Origin of the sequence: Arthrobacter sp. 1088, assembly GCF_031455315.1 — a bacterium.
Taxonomy (GTDB): Bacteria; Actinomycetota; Actinomycetes; order Actinomycetales; family Micrococcaceae; genus Arthrobacter.
This window is the reverse complement of the sequence record NZ_JAVDSM010000002.1, coordinates 276,282-293,724: the sequence shown is the minus strand read 5'-3', so window position 1 is coordinate 293,724 and position 17,443 is coordinate 276,282. Positions and strand designations below refer to the sequence as shown.

The window sequence follows — 17,443 nt, the reverse complement described above, 5'->3', positions numbered from 1 at the left end:
GAACACAAGAGACCCAGCGACCACAATGATGTTATCCCTACTCAAAAGCCTTCTCCGCTCCGCGGCCATACTTCTCCTTGTCAGCTTTGCAACGTTCTGTCTCATGTTCGGCAACGGAACGGGAATTGCCAGGGCAATCCTGGGCTACCAGGCCACAGAGGCTGATGTTCAACGCAAAGTGGTCAACCTGGGCCTCGATCGTCCGTTGTTTGTGCAGTTCGGCGATTGGCTGGTCAATGCGGTCACCGGCAACCTCGGCGAGTCGTTCTTCACGGGACAAACCGTGACCTCGGCTCTTTCGACGAGGGTGCCGGTGACCCTGACCCTGGTCATCCTTACCTTGATCCTTACCCTAATTCTTAGCGTCCTCCTGGGCGTGGCAGCGGCCGTCTACGGCGGCTGGCTGGATAAGGTTCTCCAGTTCGTCGCTGTTCTGGGTGCCGCCGTTCCGCCGTTCATCATCGCTATCGCCCTGGTTTTCATGTTTGCCATATCCATCCGGCTTTTCCCGGCCACAGGGTACGTTTCCCCTGACCGCAGCTTCAGCGGATGGATTCTCTCGGTCACCTTGCCAGTCGTAGCCCTGCTCATCGGCTCAGTGGCCAGCGCTGCCAGCCAGTTCCGCGGAGCTGTCCTGGACGCGCTCTCCAAGGATTTTGTCCGTACCCTGCGGGCCCGTGGGCTTAAGGAGTCGCACGTGATTTTCAGACATGTGCTCCGGAATGCCGGCGGTCCAGGCTTGACGGTCCTCAGTCTCCAGACCTTGGGGCTGCTCGGCGGTGCAATCTTCGTTGAACAGGTCATGGCACTTCCCGGAATGGGGCAAATGGCCAACCAGTCGGCCCAGCAAGGTGACGTTCCCATGGTGATGGGAACCGTCGTGGTGACGATCATCATCGTGTTGAGCGTGAATTTCCTTGGCGATCTTGCCAACTCCGTCTTGAACCCGAAAGCGAGGACCCGATGAGCGCCGAAGCAAGCATGATTGAGACTGAAGCCGAGGTCCCCGCAGCAGGCCGATCCGTACTGCGGCGCCTGTTGACAAACCCACAGGGCATGATCTGCATCGTGTTCCTCGTGCTGGTGATACTTTTCGGGGTCCTCAGCCCCTGGCTGGCTCCCTTCCAGCCCAACGAGGCGAACCTCAACTCAGTGAACGCCCAACCATTCTCGGAAGGGCATCTGTTCGGTGCCGACCGCGCCGGTCGCGACATCCTGTCACAGCTCATGTGGGGTACCAATGGCACCCTTCTTGGGTCATTGTTGGTGCTCGTGATCGCGGTCCTGTTCGGTGTCACCACCGGTCTCCTCGCAGGGTTCTACCGAGGCAAGTTCGAAGCCGTTGCCGGTTTCGTCACGGACCTCATCATGTCCCTGCCAAGCATCGTCCTGCTGATTGCGCTTTTCGCGCTAACAGGGCCCAACGTGATGGTCGCCATGGCAGTCTTCGGTGTCCTGGTCGCCCCGACCTACTACCGTTTGGTCCGCTCGGTGGTTCTTGGCGTCAGGACGGAGTTGTACATTGATGCAGCAAAAGTGGTCGGCCTTTCGGACCAGCGCATCATTGGCCGGCACGTCCTCTGGGCCGTACGGGCCCCAGTCGTTATTCAGAGCTCCTTCGTCGCCGCGGCCGGTATTGCCATCCAGGCCGGTGTCGAGTTTCTTGGACTCGGCGATCCGGAACAGCCGTCGTGGGGCGGCATCCTGCAGAACGCGAACAGCAACATTTACAACAACCGGTTCGGAGTGCTCTGGCCGGCGCTGTTGATCAGCCTCACTATTCTTGCCCTCATCCTGCTGGGGAACGTGCTCCGCGACGTCCTGCAATCCTCGGCTCATAACAAGACATTGAAAAAGTCGCGCCGACGCGCTTTGCTCACCGATGCCCAAAACGCGCGGACAACGTCCGATTCGTCAGCATCCGATAAGGCACTCCTGTCCATCCGCGGCTTGAAGATCGGCTATCCGGACGGTCCCGACCGTGTCCGCACAGTCGTGCACGGCGTCGACCTGGACGTCCGCCGTGGCGAAATCCACGGTCTCGTTGGGGAATCCGGATCCGGAAAATCCCAGATGGCCTTCTCAACGCTGGGCATCCTGCCCAAGGAAGCCCTCATTCTCGGCGGCAGCATCTATCTCGATGGCGAAGACCTGTTGGCGGATGACAAAGCACTCAAGAATGCGCGAGGCCGGCGCATTGGCTACATTCCCCAGGAGCCCATGTCCAACCTGGACCCCTCCTTCACCATCGGCGCACAGCTCGTCTACGGTCTCCGGGCCGTCAAAAAGATCAGCGACAAAGAAGCCAAAGAACAACTGATCGCACTGCTGACACGGGTCGGCATCCGCAACCCTGAAAACGTAATGCGCTTATACCCGCACGAAATATCCGGAGGTATGGCCCAGCGCGTCCTGATCTGTGGTGCCGTTGCCGGGGACCCGGACCTGATCGTTGCCGATGAACCAACCACCGCACTGGACGTCACGGTGCAGGCTGAGGTACTTGAACTCCTGCGCGAGCTCAGCACCGAACGCGGTTTGGCCATGATCCTTGTCACCCACAATCTGGGCGTCGTCGCAGACCTCTGCGACACGGTCAGTGTCATGAAGAACGGCCGGATTGTGGAACGAAACGACGTCGAATCCCTGTTCAGCGACCCGGAGCAGGATTACACGAAGGCGCTGCTGGAATCGTCCCGCAGCGTCGAACTGATGGAGGCGTAAAGGTGACTACTCCCATACTCCAAGTCGAAAACCTCGTCGTGACCTATACCGGGCGCCACGGGCTTTCCAAGAAGGTTATCGACAATGTCAGCCTGGAACTGAAGGCGGGCGAGACCCTGAGCCTGGTAGGTGAATCCGGGTCAGGCAAGACAACCATCGGCCGGGCCATCCTTGGACTCGCACCCGTTACGGAAGGTTCCATTAGGTTCCGTGGTGACACCATCAGCAACATTTCCCGTTCTCAGCGTCGGAAGGTGGCGCGAGGCATCCAGGTGGTCTTCCAAGACCCCTACTCATCGTTGAATCCGTCAATGACGGTCGAAGACATCCTGGTGGAGCCGATGGCCGCCGCTGGTGCGTCCGGAGGCCGCCAGCGCGTGAGGGAGCTGCTCGACTCTGTTGGCTTGCCCAGCGATTCGGGCAGCCGTTACCCGAAGGAGTTCTCCGGTGGACAGCGTCAGCGCATCGCCATCGCGCGTGCGCTGGCTTTGGATCCGTCGGTCATCATCTGCGACGAGCCGACCAGCGCACTGGACGTTACCACTCAGGCCCGTGTTCTGACACTTTTCAAGGAACTCCAGGAACAAACCGGGGTCGCGTACTTGTTCATCAGCCACGACCTGGGCGTTGTGAATTCCATCAGCGACCGTATCGCCGTGCTGTATCAAGGCTCGGTGGTTGAAATCGGGGAAGCCGATCAGGTAGCCCGTGCTCCACGCCACGACTACACCCGCCGACTTCAGATGGCAGCGCCTGTGGCAGACCCGAAAAAGCAACGAGAACGCCGAGCCGCCCGCTTGCAGTTCCTCGCCGCCGAGAAGGCCGCGGAAACTCCCCGGGGCGCCCCCGCCCAGCTCTGACCCTCACGCTTAACCAGCCGCCCCTTCCTGACAAGGCCGGCACCCGATACAACACCGTCTGGAGACACTCATGGCACACGTTGCCGCTCCCCAAGGCCTTCGCTTTGATCAACGTACCGAAACTTCACCCGTTATTGGGCTGGGTACCGGAACACCGCGACTCTCATGGTTCGTGCCAGTCGCCGATGCCGGATACACGCAGATCGCCTACGAAGTCGAGGTGACCCGCGGTGAAGCAACTGAGGTCTACCGTGTCGAAAGCAACGAGCAGGTGCTGGTCCCGTGGCCTGCGCCGGAGCTGAAGTCCAGGGAGTCCGCCGCCGTGCGGGTCCGTGTCACCGATGGTGGGAATTGGAGTGACTGGAGCGAAGCCTCGACGGTCGAAGCCGGTCTTCTCAACGCATCAGACTGGGCAGCCGATTTCGTCAGCCCCGCGGATATAGGTGCACCCGCCATGCCGGCCCCCATCCTTTCCGGCATTTTGGACCTGCCTGCGGACATCGTCAAAGCCCGTCTCTACGCCACAGCCCACGGCATCTACGTCCCGACTGTTAACGGCCAGCGCGTCGACGACACGGTGCTGGCTCCGGGCTGGACTTCCTACGAGAACCGTCTTCGCTACCAAACGTATGACGTCACGTCGCTGCTGCGGCAGGGCCCGAACCACCTGGACATGCTGCTGGGCAACGGCTGGTACCGTGGTCGACTGGGCTTCGAAAACAAGCGCGCCATCTACGGAGACCGCCTGGCCGTCTTGGCACAACTTGAAGTCACGACGGCGGACGGCGCCGTCCATGTTCTCCTGTCCGACGATTCCTGGACCGCCCGCAACAGCCACATTGTTGCCGACGACCTTTACGACGGCCAGAGCACCGACCTGCGCGAGATGGCCGGCGTCACCGCGTCTGCCTCCAGCGCGGTAGAAGTCATTCCCGCGGATCATTCACGGCTCGTCGCCCCGGAAGGCCCGGCTATACGCCCGATCGAGGTGCTCCCGGCGGTGTCTGTCTTCACTTCGCCTGCCGGGAAGACACTGGTCGACTTTGGGCAGAACCTCGTCGGCTGGGTCAGGCTTCGGACCCACGGTCTTCCGGGGGGCAGCGAAGTGGTCATCCAGCACGCCGAAGTTCTTGAAAACAATGAGCTCTGCACGGAGCCGTTGCGGTCGGCGAAGGCTACTGACACCTTCATAGTGGCCGGGGCCCCGGAAGAAACCCTGGAACCGTCCTTGACGCTTCACGGCTTCCGCTATGCCGAGGTCACTGGCGTTCCGGACCTGAAGGCTGAAGACATTGAAGCGGTCGTCATCGGTTCGGACCTAAAGCGTATCGGCTGGTTCTCATCCTCGGACGAACTGCTGAACCGGTTCCACGAGAATGTTAACTGGAGCATCCGCGGGAACTTTGTCGATGTGCCAACGGACTGCCCCCAGCGCGACGAGAGGCTCGGCTGGACCGGAGACATCCAGATTTTCGCTCCTACAGCCTCATTCCTTTACGACATCGGCGGGTTCCTTGGTTCCTGGCTCCGCGACCTGGCCGCCGAGCAGCTTCCCGACGGTTCGGTACCCCACGTGGTCCCGGACGTCATCCACTCGGACTTCACGAACACCCCCGCAGCTGCCTGGGGAGATGCAGCTGTACTCATCCCGTGGACTTTGTACCAAAGGACCGGCAACCGCCAGATCCTGGAACAGCAATATCCAAGCGCATGCAAATATGTCGCCAAGGTGGCCTCACTGGCCGGTGACGACATGTTGTGGACAGGTGGTTTCCAATACGGTGACTGGCTCGACCCCAGCGCTCCGCCCGAAGACGCTGCCAGGGCCAAAACGGACCCCGACGTCGTCGCTACCGCGCATCTGGCGCGTTCTGCGGAGGTTCTGGCGTATACCGCCGCCGTACTCGGCCACGATGAGGACGCCGCAACCTATCACAAGCTCTCTGAAGAGGTGCGCGCCGCGTTTGCCCGCTCCTATGTGACCCCGTCCGGCCGGATTCTTTCCGACACCCAAACGGCGTATGCAATGGCTCTCGAGTGGGCGCTTCTGCCCAGCGAGGACCAGCGTCAGGAGGCGGGGCGCCGGCTCGCGGACCTGGTTCGCGTCAGCGGTTTCCGCATCAGTACCGGTTTCGTTGGCACACCGCTCGTTTGTGATGCGCTGACCGACGCCGGTGAAGTGGACGTCGCCTACCGTCTGCTCCTCCAAACGGGGTGCCCCTCCTGGCTTTACCCTGTCACGATGGGTGCCACCACTGTCTGGGAGCGATGGGACAGCCTGCGACCGGATGGCAGCGTCAACCCTGGCGGTATGACCTCATTCAACCATTACGCCCTGGGGGCTGTGGCGGACTGGTTGCACCGGACCGTCGCCGGCCTGGCACCTGCGGCGCCCGGGTACCGAAAGATCACTGTCCAACCATGCCCGACGGCGGCCCTCACCCAGGCATCTGCACGGCACCTGACCCCGTATGGTGAAGCTTCGGTTCAGTGGGAGCGCGAAGGGGGGAAGCTGACCCTCGACGTCACCGTACCGGTCGGCACTACCGCCGTCGTTCATGTTCCCGGCACCAGCGAACCCGAAGTGGTTTCGCATGGCACCCACACATGGACCGTTGCCGATCCCACTCCGGACACCGGGGAAGGCAACGCCCTGACCATCCGCGAACTGTTGGATCGTCAACCCCTCACCTGGTCAGCCGTGGTGGACGCCGCCGTCGAAACCGGCATTGCCCCCGAGGGTGAAGCCCAGACCGCTGACAAACTCGCCAGGTATCTGGACGAGCCTGTCGGCAATCTGGGATACGCCTTGGTTCCCGAACCCTGGATCAACCGGAACGTTTCTCTGCGGGAAAAAGTAGCCCAAATCCTGAAAGGCTCCCAGGCATGACAGCGACCTCAACGCACGTGCCCGCAGGCGGGGAGCAGACGGCGAATTCTGCCATTCAGCCGATCCTTTCCGGCTTTTACCCTGACCCTACAATCTGCAGTGCAGGCCCGGACTACTACCTGTCGACGTCCAGCTTCGAGTACTTCCCGGGTGCACCCATCTTCCACAGCACTGATCTGGTGACGTGGACACAGATCGGCCATGTCTTGGACCGGCGGACCCAATTCAGGCTGGGGAACCCCCTCCCGTCGACCGGGATTTATGGTTCCACGCTTCGGGAGCATGATGGGACCTTTTGGTTCATTACCACCAATGTCAGTGATTACGGGGCCGGCCAGGTGCTGGTCCGGGCCACCGACCCGGCCGGTCCATGGAGCGAGCCGGTGTTCATCGGGGACGCCATCGGCATCGACCCGGATCTGTGCTGGGACGACAGCGGCGATTGCTACCTGAGCTGGAAGGCCATGAACTTCACCGAAGGTGAAATCGGTATCCTGCAAGCCCGCCTTGATACCAGCACCGGCATGCTTCGCGATGCTCCATATCCGATCTGGCAGGGCAGTGGAATGGGCGCCGTGGAGGCGCCCCATCTGTACCGTATCGGCGAGTATTGGTACCTCCTGCTGGCGGAGGGCGGCACCGAACGCGGTCACTGCGTGACCGCTGCCCGCAGCACACATCCAGCGGGTCCGTTCGAACCCTGTCCCAGCAACCCGGTCTTCACCCACCGCAGCTCCATCCACCCCGTTCAGAACGTCGGTCACGCCGACCTGGTACAAACACCCGACGGCGAATGGGCGGCCGTTTACCTTGGTGTCCGTCCCAAGGGGTCCACGCCTGGATTCCATGTTCTGGGCCGTGAAACCTTTATTGCGGGCATCGACTGGGTCGACGGGTGGCCGGTGTTCGATGAGGACCGGTTTCACATCCCCTCGGTAGATACAGCATTTTCGGACGACTTTTCCGGCCCGGATCTGAACCCCCGGTGGGTAGTACCGGCGGGGGAGCCGGACAGCGTCACCCAGCGCAACCCTGGGGGTGGCATAACGCTTCTACCCATGCGGGACGGATCTCCGGGAATGCTCTGCACCCGTGTGAAGGATTTGAGTTGGAGGGCCGAAGCGACGATCGAGGGGCAGGGCACCTTCATGCTGCGAATCGACGACAGGTACTGTTACGGGATCACCGTCCGATCCGACGTCGTACGGGCGTGGGCCCGTATCGGCGGACTAACGTTCGACCTCGGATCATGCCCTGCTGATTCAAGCACTATCGTGCACATTGAAAGCGTCCCTGCTGAATCTCCGACAGTCCCGTTGGGCCACGGCGGGCCGGATGACGTTGTACTCTCTGTCGTTCGGCACACGGGAACCGTCCAGCTCGGCCGCCTGGACGGGCGCCATCTGTCCACGGAAGTCGCCTCCGGATTTACCGGGCGCATGTTGGCCCTCCAAGGCGCGCAAGGGCCCGGGACCGTCCTGTCGGTCAGCTACACCCCACAAACCTAGGAAAACTTACATGCCTTTCACGAAGAATGCTTTGCTCAGGGACATCCTGGCAGACCCTGCCGCTTCCCAGGTTCTGGAGCTGCACTTTCCCGGATTCGCGACGTGGAATGACTGGTCCCTAACGCCTTTGGCCACCCTGGACGAGGTATCGCACTGGGCACGCGGGGTAGGGGAGCAGTCACCGGACCTTGCGGCACTTTGGAAGGATATGGCCGCCGTCGAATCGTCCCCCACGATTGCAACTGCCGATGCCCCGAAGCCTGCCACCTCGGGAGACAGGAAAGCCAGCGAGCATGTGCACACTTCGGCCAAGTGCCCGGCGATCCCTTCCCAACAGTGGGGCGTGGCCGAAGTTGTGCTGGCAGGCCCATCAACCGGGAATCCCTTCACGGACGTTGAACTCGAAGCGACTTTCCGCTCCGGCAGCGAAGCAGTACGCGTAGGCGGTTTTTACGACGGCGAAGGCACGTACCGTATTCGGTTTATGCCACCACGGGCCGGCACTTGGCAATTCACGGTGACTTCAAATGCCGACGAACTCCACGGAGCCAGAGGCGCAGTTGAGGCCGCGGCGCCAGAGGAAGGCAACCGTGGTCCTGTAGGTATTCGTGACACCTTCCACTTCGCATACGCCGACGGGACACCCTACCTGCCTTTCGGGACCACCGCCTATGCCTGGACCAACCAAAGCACCGAATTGCAGGAACGGACACTGCGCACCCTGGCCGAAAGCCCCTTTACGAAGATCCGCATGTGCGTGTTCCCGAAGTCGTACTCCTACAACGCGAATGAGCCCGAAAGCTTCGCCTTTGAGAAGAATCCTGACGGCAGCTGGGACTTCAGCAGGTTCAACCCCGCCTTTTTCCGCAACCTTGAACAGCGGATTGACGGTCTCCAAGCACTGGGGATAGAAGCGGACCTGATCCTCTTCCACCCCTATGACAGATGGGGGTTCTCCGCCATGCCGGCCTGGGCGGATGACCTCTACCTGCGCTACATCGTCCGCAGGCTTGGCGCCACCCGCAATGTCTGGTGGTCCCTGGCCAACGAATACGACTTCATGCAAACCAAGAACGAGCAGGACTGGGAGCGGTTTGCCGCAATCGTATGCCAGGAAGACCATGCCGGGCACCTGCTCTCCATACATAACGGAGCTTCCTTCTACGACTACTCCCGGCCATGGGTGACCCACTGCAGCATCCAACGCACGGACAATTACCTGTCCGCCGAGAACACCGACATATGGCGCCAACGATGGGGGAAGCCCGCAGTCATCGATGAAGTCGGCTATGAAGGAGATGTCGCCGAAGGCTGGGGCAACCTTAGCCCCCAGGAATTGGTTCGCCGCTGCTGGGAGGGTGCAGTCCGGGGCGGCTACGTCACCCACGGGGAGACATACCTTGACGACGGCGACATCATTTGGTGGGCCAAAGGAGGCGGGCTGAAGGGTCAATCACCCGAACGAATCGGGTTTCTTCGGCGCCTGCTGGCCGAGGCGCCCAGTGCTCGATGGGATCCGCTCCCTGGAGACTGGGATTCACGCACCGGAGGAGACCAAGACCACCGGGTCATATACCTGGGTATAGGGCGGCCACGTTTCCGCTCGGTACTGGTTCCGCCCGGCTCAGCCTGGCATGTAGACATCATCGATACGTGGAACATGACGATAACTACATTGCCGGAACCGGTCGAAGGCCGGGTCATCGTTCAGCTGCCCGGTCGCGAATACATCGCAATCCGGGTCCGACGCGCCACCAATTCAAGCTAAGCTCCGGGCCGAGACGGCCTCTGATCCGCAGTCTTCGCGGCAGGAAACATCAATCTTGTGAGGAAACAGGATGACTTCTTCCGTGAAACCGGACCCTTCAGGGCAACAAGCCGTGAGAGTATCCACCGACAGCTTTCCCCTGTACGGACTTCTCGCGCTCTCAGCAGCAATCTTCATTTCAATGGCCACCGAGTTTCTGCCAGGCGGACTGATTCCTCAGATTGCCGCAGACTTCGACAGGTCGCCGGGCGAAGTTGGACACCTCATTACGGTCTTCGCTCTAACTGTCATCGTTACGGCAGCGCCTGTTGCCCTGCTTACCCGCCGGGTCCAGCGTAAGGCATTGATTCTGGTTGCTTTTGCCCTGATTGGTCTCGGCAACATTGCCACGGTCCTGGCGCCGTCGTTTGAATTCTTGCTGGCGGCACGCGTATTGGGGGCCCTCGCCCATGGTGCTTTCTGGTCCGTGGTGGCCGCTTACCCCGCCCACCTTGTTCGGCCCACCCAGCTTGGCAAAGCAACCGCGCTCACCGCCGCCGGTGGATCCGTGGCGGGAGTCCTCGGAATACCCCTTGGAAACGCGCTCGGCCAGGCCTTCGGGTGGCGCGTCTCATTCGGCGTACTGGCAGCTCTCGTGGTCGTGACAGGAATGTTGATGGCCTGGAAGTTGCCATCTGTCGCCATCCGGGGCGCCAAGCCTTCGTCCGGCACGACTTCCGCGGTCCGCCGGGATCCGACGCTGCCGGCGATCCTGATCGTCTGCGTCCTCATCACCCTCGTGGTGGCCGCCCAGAACAGTTTTGGAACCTTCAACGTCGTGTGGCTGCTGGACTTAGCCCATGTGGCACCTCCGGCAGTTCCCATCATGCTGTTCGTCGGTGGCGTTGCCAGCGCCGTGGGCGTCGCCCTGACCGGGATTCTGTACAACAAGTTCCCCATTCGGCTCTTCCTCGGTTCCATCGCTGTCCTTGTGGGGCTGTTTTTCACCCTTCCGGCCGTCGTTGGGTCCGAGCCTTCTGTATGGCTGTTGTCGGGATTGATGGGCGCGGTATTCGGTGGTGTGCCGGTCATGCTGCAAACGCGAATGATGATGTCTGCATCCCCAGGGATGCGCAACGTTGCGGCCGCCCTGCAAACAACTGCCTTCAACGTCGGCATCGGCGGAGGAGCTTTCATGGGCGGAGTAGTGATTGACCACCTCTCACTGGACGTCCTGCCGTTTTGGGCCGCCACCCTAATGTTCGTGGCCCTGGTGACTGCGGGCATTTGGCAAATTTACATCAGAAGGCGCCTGCACAACGCGTCACCTCAAGAGAAAGAAGCAGACCATGGCGTTTATGGGTGAACATACGAAAGCCCGATTGATACTCGACTATGAAGCCGGACGGGCCGCCTTGTCCGAAGCGTTGCCTGAAGTTGTCACCAACCCGGAACAATTTGGGGGTGCACTGGATCTGCCCATCGGAGCTCTGGTGACTGTTTTGCGTGTGAAAGAAGCAGCCCAGCAGAAATTGTGGTCGCAACTATCCGTCGTCGAGGTCCCGGATCGCGTCCAGGAACCCGCGATCGAACCCGACCCTGCCTATGAAGGGTCGGACGTTCCCCACGCATCCGCGCCGCTAACCGCGCCGGAAACAGGACAGGTCCATGAAACTGTGGAAATCGCCTTCGAAGGGCCGTCCCACGGCAACCCGTTCACCGACGTTGAGCTGCATGCGTACTTCTCCCTGAACGGCGAAGAAATCCGTGCGGGTGGCTTCTACGACGGCAACGGCCGGTATGTCGTCCGCTTCCTTCCCGAGACGGCAGGGCAATGGCAGTTCCGGACCGAGTCAACCGCCAGGTCCCTTAACGGGCACACCGGCACCATACGTGTTGAGGCCGGCACGGCCCGCGGAGCCGTCCGTGTTGCCGGGACCTTCCACTTCTCCTACGCCGACGGCGAGGTGTACCGGCCAGTGGGGACCACCCTGTACGCCTGGACACACCAGAGTCCCGAGCTGGAAAGGAAGACCCTCGAGACGCTGTCCACCAGCCCGTTCACCAAAGTCCGGATGTGCGTCTTTCCCAAGGCGTTCATTTTCAACGACAACGATCCCGACCTTTACCCCTTCGAACGCGACGGCGAAACCTGGGACACGACCCGCTTTGACCCGACCTTCTTCCAGCACTTCGAAAACCGCATCCGCGACCTCGGCAAGCTGGGCATCGAAGCCGACGTCATCCTCTTCCACCCCTACGACCGTTGGGGCTTCCAGGATTTGGGAGCCGCAGCTGATGACCGGTACCTTCGCTACATCGTGCGCCGCCTGGCGGCCATCCCCAACGTGTGGTGGTCCTTGGCCAACGAATATGACTTCGTAACTACAAAAACGCCTGAAGACTGGGAGCGCTTCGCGAAGATCGTCACGGAAGAAGATCACGCCAACCACCTTCTGTCCATCCACAACGGCACGCGGATCTACGACTTCACTGCGCGGTGGGCCACCCATTGCAGTTTGCAGAAAGTGGACTACTACAAGTCGGCTGAGCTGGTTGAGGATCTGCGCGAGAAGTGGGGCAAACCGGTCATTATGGATGAAATCGGCTATGAAGGCGACCTCGAATATGAATGGGGCAGCCTTTCGGCCCAAGAGGTTGTCCGACGCGTCTGGGAAACGAATCTGCGCGGCGGCTACTATACGCACGGCGAGACCTATTATCGCCCCGACGACGAACTCTGGTGGGCCAAGGGCGGGGAACTGGTCGGTCAGAGCGCAGACAGGATCGCCTTCCTCGACAAGCTTGTCGCCGAGTCCCCGACGGGACGGCTTGAGCCTCTGCCGCTTACGGCTCCCACTCCTGCCGGGGGCGTCGCAGGGGAGTACGAAATCCACTACAACGGCTACAGCCAGTACCGGTACGTCACCTTGGGAATCCCTGAAGGACGCGATGCTTTCATCGACGTCATTGACACCTGGGCCATGACCATTGAGACGCTGCCTGGAAACTACTCAGGCCGGACGAGGGTTGAGCTTCCCGTCCGTCCCTACATGGCTGTGCGCGTACGCGTAAACCAGGCATCGTAATGACGAACAACCGTGAACGGCTCTTCGCAGCATCTGACGTCGTTGAGGCAGGTGGTTGGCGGGCTGAACTACGCAACGACGAAATCGCCGACATCAGCTACGGAGGCATTCCGGTGCTGCGGGGAATCCGCGCGGTTGTCCGGGACCGGGACTGGCAAACGCTGGTCCCGGTCGTTCGGGCCGTTGAACGCCTTCCAGCGGGGGAGGGCACGCGCTTGGTCCTTGACATCGAATTCGACGGGTTCGGCTGCCAGTACAACGCGGCATTGAGCATCGTTTTTTCCGCCGATTCCCTTGTGGTGGTGTTCGAGGGGGAGTCGCCTGCCGATTTCCAAAGCAACCGCATCGGGCTGGTTGTGCTTCACAGGCCTGATGACGCAGGACGGGACGTTCTTATCGGGGGACGCTCCGGCGACCTCACGCCGTCGAGGTTCCCGGTAGAGATCAGCCCGCATCAGCCTTTCCAGAATGTCGCCAGTATGCAGTGGCAGCGTGACGGGGTGGACTTCAATCTGGCATTTACCGGCGATGTTTTCGAAACGGAAGACCAGCGCAACTGGACTGACGCCTCCTTTAAAACGTACAGCCGGCCGTTGGCTCTGCCATTCCCAATGGACGTGCCGGCGGGAAGCCGGGTCAGTCAAAGCGTGACGCTGACGGCATCGACTGGTCAGGAACCCCAACCCGAGACCAGCCGCGTCGGGGACCTGGCCATCACCTCCGACGTTGTGTCTGTGGTACCGGCTCTGTCCATGCCCGTAGCCTCAACCCTTGAGCCGCAGGCAGAATCCGGGGTCCTTCAGGGGGTGGAGTCCGTACTGGTTGAGCTTGTGGCCGGAGCGCCAAAAGTTGCCGAATTGGCCAAGCAGGCCGCCGAACAGGCCAAGGCCCTTCAGGTGCCATTGGATGTCCGGATCAGCGCCGAAACACCCGGTCAAGTACCGGGATTGCTGCAACTGGTTCCCACCCGGAATGTTGCACGGCTCGGCGTTTTCCATTCCACCAGCCACGTTACGGAACCGGACCTGTGGAAGGCTTTGAAGTCCGCGGCGGACGAGGCAGGTTTGACCACCTCGCTCATCGCGGGCGCCCGATCGCATTTCACCGAGCTCAACCGCAACGCCCACCTACTGCCCTCCGATGCCGAGGCGTTGGTTTACAGCATCACGCCCCAGATGCATGCCACCGAGGTCCCCCATCTGGTCGAGAGCCTGCCGATGCAGCGGCTCACGGCACGCAACGCACTGCGGATCTCCGGGGGCCGTCCGCTTCACGTTGGCCCGGTCACGCTCAAACCGCGGTTCAATGCTGTATCCACATCAGGAGGTCTGGACGGAACCGCCGAGGCTTCCTGCGATCCGCTCCAAGCAGAGCCCTTTGCGGCGGCGTGGATGCTGGGCAGTATCGCGGCCCTCAGCATCCCCGGCATTCGGAGCATCAGTTACTTCGAAGCGACAGGGCCTTGCGGCATCAGCTCATCCACGGGTCTGACACCGGCCGGGAACATCTTGAGTTCCATCGCCGCCCAACGTGGCCGCAACATCCTTGGTACACAAGGGAGCCGGCGCGGTCTTGTTCTGTACCCAGTGCAGGCAGAGGACGGCATTGCCCTTTACGCGGCCAACCTGACAGCCAATCGGAAGACCGAGAGCGTCCAACTGCCCGACGGCACCAGCACGGATCTGGTGCTTGAACCATGGACAGCTATTTTCCAACACATACCAGTAGAAAGAAGGACAACATGACGAGCAATCGACTCTCGGGCAAGAGCGCCCTTGTCACTGGAGCGGGTTCCGGCATAGGACTGGCGGTAGCCCAACGATTCGCGGCTGAGGGTGCGAAGGTGTTTTTCGCGGACGTCAACATTGAAGCGGCCGCGAAGGCAGCCGCTGAGACCGGCACCGACCGTGCACTGCCAGTGCACATGGATGTCTCCGACGAGGCCAGCGTCCGGGAGGCGTTCAGCCTGGCAAGTGAGCCCCTGGATATTGTTGTCGCCAACGCTGGAGTTCAACTGTTCGGACAAGACGCAAAGGTCGGAGACCTGGACCTTGAAGTTTGGGAACGCACCGTGGCCATCAACCAGCGCGGCGCCTTCTTGACCCTTAAGCACGCTGTCCGTGCCATGCAAAGCCGTGGAGGATCGATCATCGTCACGGGGAGCCCCACGGCAGTTGTGGCCTGCGGACAGACCTTCTCGGCTTACACCAGCTCCAAAGCGGGAGTTCATGGTCTTGCCCGCGTGGTCGCCGCGGACTACGCAGCCTCCGGTATCCGGGTCAACATCGTGGTCCCTGGGTACACCGAAACGCCCCTCGTCCAGACGATCGCTGATGACCCCGAGAGCCGGGCCGGGTTGGTGAACGCCACAATGCTCGGAAGGGCGGGCCGGGCTGCCGACGTCGAAGGCATCATGGTTTACTTGGCCAGCGACGATTCAGCGTATGCAACCGGGGGCATTTTCACGGTCGATGGTGGCCTGACGGCTCTCTGATCGTTCCCTGCAGAATTCTGAGACGGTCCTCGCCAATCTCTGGCGGGGGCCTTCAGTTTTGTCCAGGCATTCCAGCCGTTGCTCCTGAGGAAAACGGCGCTGGCTTGTGCACGACTATGACCCATGCACGACTATGACCGGGGTCCAGCCATCAGCTGGGCCCCGGACATGTAGCGGCATCCGTTCGTGTCAGGAGGTGGTCTTTAGCCGCCCGGAGTCACGACGATCTGGGCGCGGTCGAGATTCTGAGCCAAGGCAAACGTGGCCGTTGCATCGCCATTGCGTTCCGATGAAATCCGGAGTGCTGTCAGATAAGTACCAGGCGCGTCGAAGGAGGCGTCGGTCTGCACGGTAACTACGTTCCCGATGCGGGTCAGCGGCGCGTTCTCATATACGCCGTCGCCGTCCAGGTCCCATTCGGCCTTGACTACCTCGCCAGTGCCTGGAGGCACCTGAGCCTTGGCTGTGAGCTTCACTGATTGACCGGCCTTTACGGTGGCGGATTCCTTACCTTGGACTGTCAGGTCAACCGTAGGCTGAATACCTCGCCGGGCCACTGCGTTATCAGGCACGACGACCTGGGCATCCGAAATCTCATAGTTAGTGGATGCTGGCGGCTTTACGCCGTTTTCGGCCCACGCGGCGACATCGCGGAGGGCTTGTTCTGCCATGCCGTACCAGTTGACCAGGTGCTTGGCTCGTTCCCCCGAGACGGGTGCGTTCTGGTGGTCAGCGTGGTCGTTGTAATAGATCCGGTAGCTGTCAGACGCTGCATTGCCCAGGCTGGCCTCGACACGCTTCCTGTACCAATCGGCGTGCAGGGGCAAGGCGTCGGTGTCGTAAAGGTTGTCCACCACAATGACTTTTCCGTTGATGGAGCCGTCGAAGGCTGTGTTTCCGGACACGAATCCGTAGAAGCCCGGATCCTTCACGGGCCGCTGTGGATATAGGGCCGTGCCGTCAGCCTTGAGGAATTGTTGCAGGCCTACCCAGCCGTCGCCCGCTGGAGGGGTCTGGTAGCGGTAGTAGAAGCGGTTGGCTATGTTCCAGCGGTTATCGACCGTGTCGCCCATCTTCGCCAGTTCAGCCCGGACCCTGACTCCCAACGGGGAGTCCTCAGTGCCCAGATACCCTGCAGCGTTCCAGAAGTCATCGGCATACGTTGGGTCGAACGACAGCGGAGCGCTGGAGTCGAGACCATTAGGATACTGATCCGAACGTCCAAGGAGGTAGTCAGGGAACTCCCAGCCCTTCCAGGGGATTCCGAGTGCGTGAACTTCTCTCAGCATTGCCTGCTCGGCCGCATCGAGGCCCGCGTAGGGGTTTCCACTGCCGCCTGGGAGAAGTGCGTTGCGGATCTGCTCGGACTTGTCGCCGAGAATCAGCTCAGCGGCTGAGCGGCCCAGGAAGTTGTAACTGGTGGGTTGAGGGACGCCTTGGACCATCGGTACAAACCCCTGCCAGACGCCGGTGCTGTTCTCGGTTGCGCCGATCGTCTGGTAGGAGCCGCCACTTGGGCCATAAAGATAACCCGAAATCTTCCGGTTGCTTCCGTAGTATTTCGCGGCCAGTGTTTCGGCGAACTTCGCAGCTGCGGCTGTGTGCCGGTACCCCAACGCCAAGGACTTGTTACCCGCCTGAACTGCGTAGCCTCCGCTGGAAAGCGCGAACCCTATGGCGCGCTCGTCGGCTTGGGAGGTGTCCTCCTCGGGGGTGAAGGCCGTGGGGTAGGTGTACTGGAAGAAGCGCCCCTCCCATTTGCTGAGGTCCTGTTTGGTGTGGAAGTAGACGGTGAATTGGATGTTGGTGCCCTCGAAATGCCCGCGAATCCTGTGGTGGGCGACCGGAGCTGTTTCGTCCGTTTCGCTGTCGATGACGGGCTTGGTGTACTGCGGGTCGATGCAGTCGGCAGTGATCTGCATGGCGCCGGCGATTGCGCCGCACTCAGGTGCGGCTGCTGTCGCCGGTACAGGGCTTCCGAGGCCGGTCCCGAGCAGCAGCGATGCTGTCAGGATACCGATCCCGCCGTGACGAGCCAGAGTGGGATTGATGGTCATGGTCCTCCTTCATTGGGGGCCCCAGGGGGTGCGCAGACGATCTTTGTGTGCGCCGGGGGAGTGGGGAAACGCTC

At 61.3% G+C, this 17,443-nt stretch carries 11 protein-coding genes; 10 read left to right on the top strand and 1 reads right to left on the bottom strand.

The window, feature by feature from the left end; genetic code table 11:
• Window positions 1-25 precede the first annotated feature (25 nt).
• From J2Y41_RS04255 to J2Y41_RS04210, 10 genes are all read left to right on the top strand, one after another.
• A complete protein-coding gene (locus tag J2Y41_RS04255) occupies window positions 26-967 on the top strand; it encodes an ABC transporter permease (protein WP_309926426.1) in 942 nt (313 codons plus the stop codon).
• A complete protein-coding gene (locus tag J2Y41_RS04250; protein WP_309926424.1) occupies window positions 964-2,724 on the top strand; it encodes a dipeptide/oligopeptide/nickel ABC transporter permease/ATP-binding protein in 1,761 nt (586 codons plus the stop codon). The genes J2Y41_RS04255 and J2Y41_RS04250 overlap by 4 nt, the downstream gene beginning before the upstream one ends.
• Window positions 2,725-2,726: 2 nt before the next feature.
• The gene (locus tag J2Y41_RS04245) at window positions 2,727-3,584 is read left to right on the top strand and encodes an ATP-binding cassette domain-containing protein (RefSeq protein ID WP_224167417.1); all 858 of its coding nucleotides are present in this window, start codon (window positions 2,727-2,729) and stop codon (window positions 3,582-3,584) included.
• 70 nt (window positions 3,585-3,654) lie between these two features.
• Window positions 3,655-6,474, top strand: a complete 2,820-nt coding sequence (locus tag J2Y41_RS04240) for a family 78 glycoside hydrolase catalytic domain (RefSeq protein ID WP_309926420.1) — start codon at window positions 3,655-3,657, stop codon at window positions 6,472-6,474.
• Window positions 6,471-7,982: a family 43 glycosylhydrolase gene (locus J2Y41_RS04235; RefSeq protein ID WP_309926418.1), complete on the top strand. Its 1,512-nt coding sequence runs from the start codon at window positions 6,471-6,473 to the stop codon at window positions 7,980-7,982. The genes J2Y41_RS04240 and J2Y41_RS04235 overlap by 4 nt, the downstream gene beginning before the upstream one ends.
• 10 nt (window positions 7,983-7,992) lie before the next feature.
• Window positions 7,993-9,750 carry a DUF5060 domain-containing protein gene (locus tag J2Y41_RS04230; protein WP_309926416.1) on the top strand — a complete coding sequence of 586 codons (1,758 nt, stop codon included), beginning with the start codon at window positions 7,993-7,995 and terminating at the stop codon, window positions 9,748-9,750.
• A gap of 70 nt (window positions 9,751-9,820) precedes the next feature.
• Window positions 9,821-11,095: an MFS transporter gene (locus J2Y41_RS04225; protein WP_309926414.1), complete on the top strand. Its 1,275-nt coding sequence runs from the start codon at window positions 9,821-9,823 to the stop codon at window positions 11,093-11,095.
• Window positions 11,088-12,818 carry a DUF5060 domain-containing protein gene (locus J2Y41_RS04220; protein ID WP_309926412.1) on the top strand — a complete coding sequence of 577 codons (1,731 nt, stop codon included), beginning with the start codon at window positions 11,088-11,090 and terminating at the stop codon, window positions 12,816-12,818. Before J2Y41_RS04225 ends, J2Y41_RS04220 begins: the two co-directional genes overlap by 8 nt.
• Window positions 12,818-14,563, top strand: a complete 1,746-nt coding sequence (locus J2Y41_RS04215) for a hypothetical protein (RefSeq protein WP_309926410.1) — start codon at window positions 12,818-12,820, stop codon at window positions 14,561-14,563. The genes J2Y41_RS04220 and J2Y41_RS04215 overlap by 1 nt, the downstream gene beginning before the upstream one ends.
• Complete coding sequence (locus J2Y41_RS04210; RefSeq protein ID WP_309926408.1) at window positions 14,560-15,312, top strand: SDR family oxidoreductase; 753 nt, start codon at window positions 14,560-14,562, stop codon at window positions 15,310-15,312. The genes J2Y41_RS04215 and J2Y41_RS04210 overlap by 4 nt, the downstream gene beginning before the upstream one ends.
• A 203-nt stretch (window positions 15,313-15,515) precedes the next feature.
• Here J2Y41_RS04210 and J2Y41_RS04205 read toward each other — a convergent pair whose 3' ends face one another.
• The gene (locus tag J2Y41_RS04205; protein WP_309926406.1) at window positions 15,516-17,369 is read right to left on the bottom strand and encodes a hypothetical protein; all 1,854 of its coding nucleotides are present in this window, start codon (window positions 17,367-17,369) and stop codon (window positions 15,516-15,518) included.
• Window positions 17,370-17,443 lie beyond the last annotated feature (74 nt).

Excerpts from the sequence above, each read along its gene's own strand:
- J2Y41_RS04255 (WP_309926426.1), top strand. The coding sequence starts at position 26 with ATGATGTTATCCCTACTCAAAAGCCTTCTCCGCTCCGCGGCCATACTT.
- J2Y41_RS04250 (WP_309926424.1), top strand. The coding sequence starts at position 964 with ATGAGCGCCGAAGCAAGCATGATTGAGACTGAAGCCGAGGTCCCCGCA.
- J2Y41_RS04240 (WP_309926420.1), top strand. The coding sequence starts at position 3,655 with ATGGCACACGTTGCCGCTCCCCAAGGCCTTCGCTTTGATCAACGTACC.
- J2Y41_RS04235 (WP_309926418.1), top strand. The coding sequence starts at position 6,471 with ATGACAGCGACCTCAACGCACGTGCCCGCAGGCGGGGAGCAGACGGCG.
- J2Y41_RS04230 (WP_309926416.1), top strand. The coding sequence starts at position 7,993 with ATGCCTTTCACGAAGAATGCTTTGCTCAGGGACATCCTGGCAGACCCT.
- J2Y41_RS04225 (WP_309926414.1), top strand. The coding sequence starts at position 9,821 with ATGACTTCTTCCGTGAAACCGGACCCTTCAGGGCAACAAGCCGTGAGA.
- J2Y41_RS04220 (WP_309926412.1), top strand. The coding sequence starts at position 11,088 with ATGGGTGAACATACGAAAGCCCGATTGATACTCGACTATGAAGCCGGA.
- J2Y41_RS04215 (WP_309926410.1), top strand. The coding sequence starts at position 12,818 with ATGACGAACAACCGTGAACGGCTCTTCGCAGCATCTGACGTCGTTGAG.
- J2Y41_RS04210 (WP_309926408.1), top strand. The coding sequence starts at position 14,560 with ATGACGAGCAATCGACTCTCGGGCAAGAGCGCCCTTGTCACTGGAGCG.
- J2Y41_RS04205 (WP_309926406.1), bottom strand. The coding sequence starts at position 17,369 with ATGACCATCAATCCCACTCTGGCTCGTCACGGCGGGATCGGTATCCTG.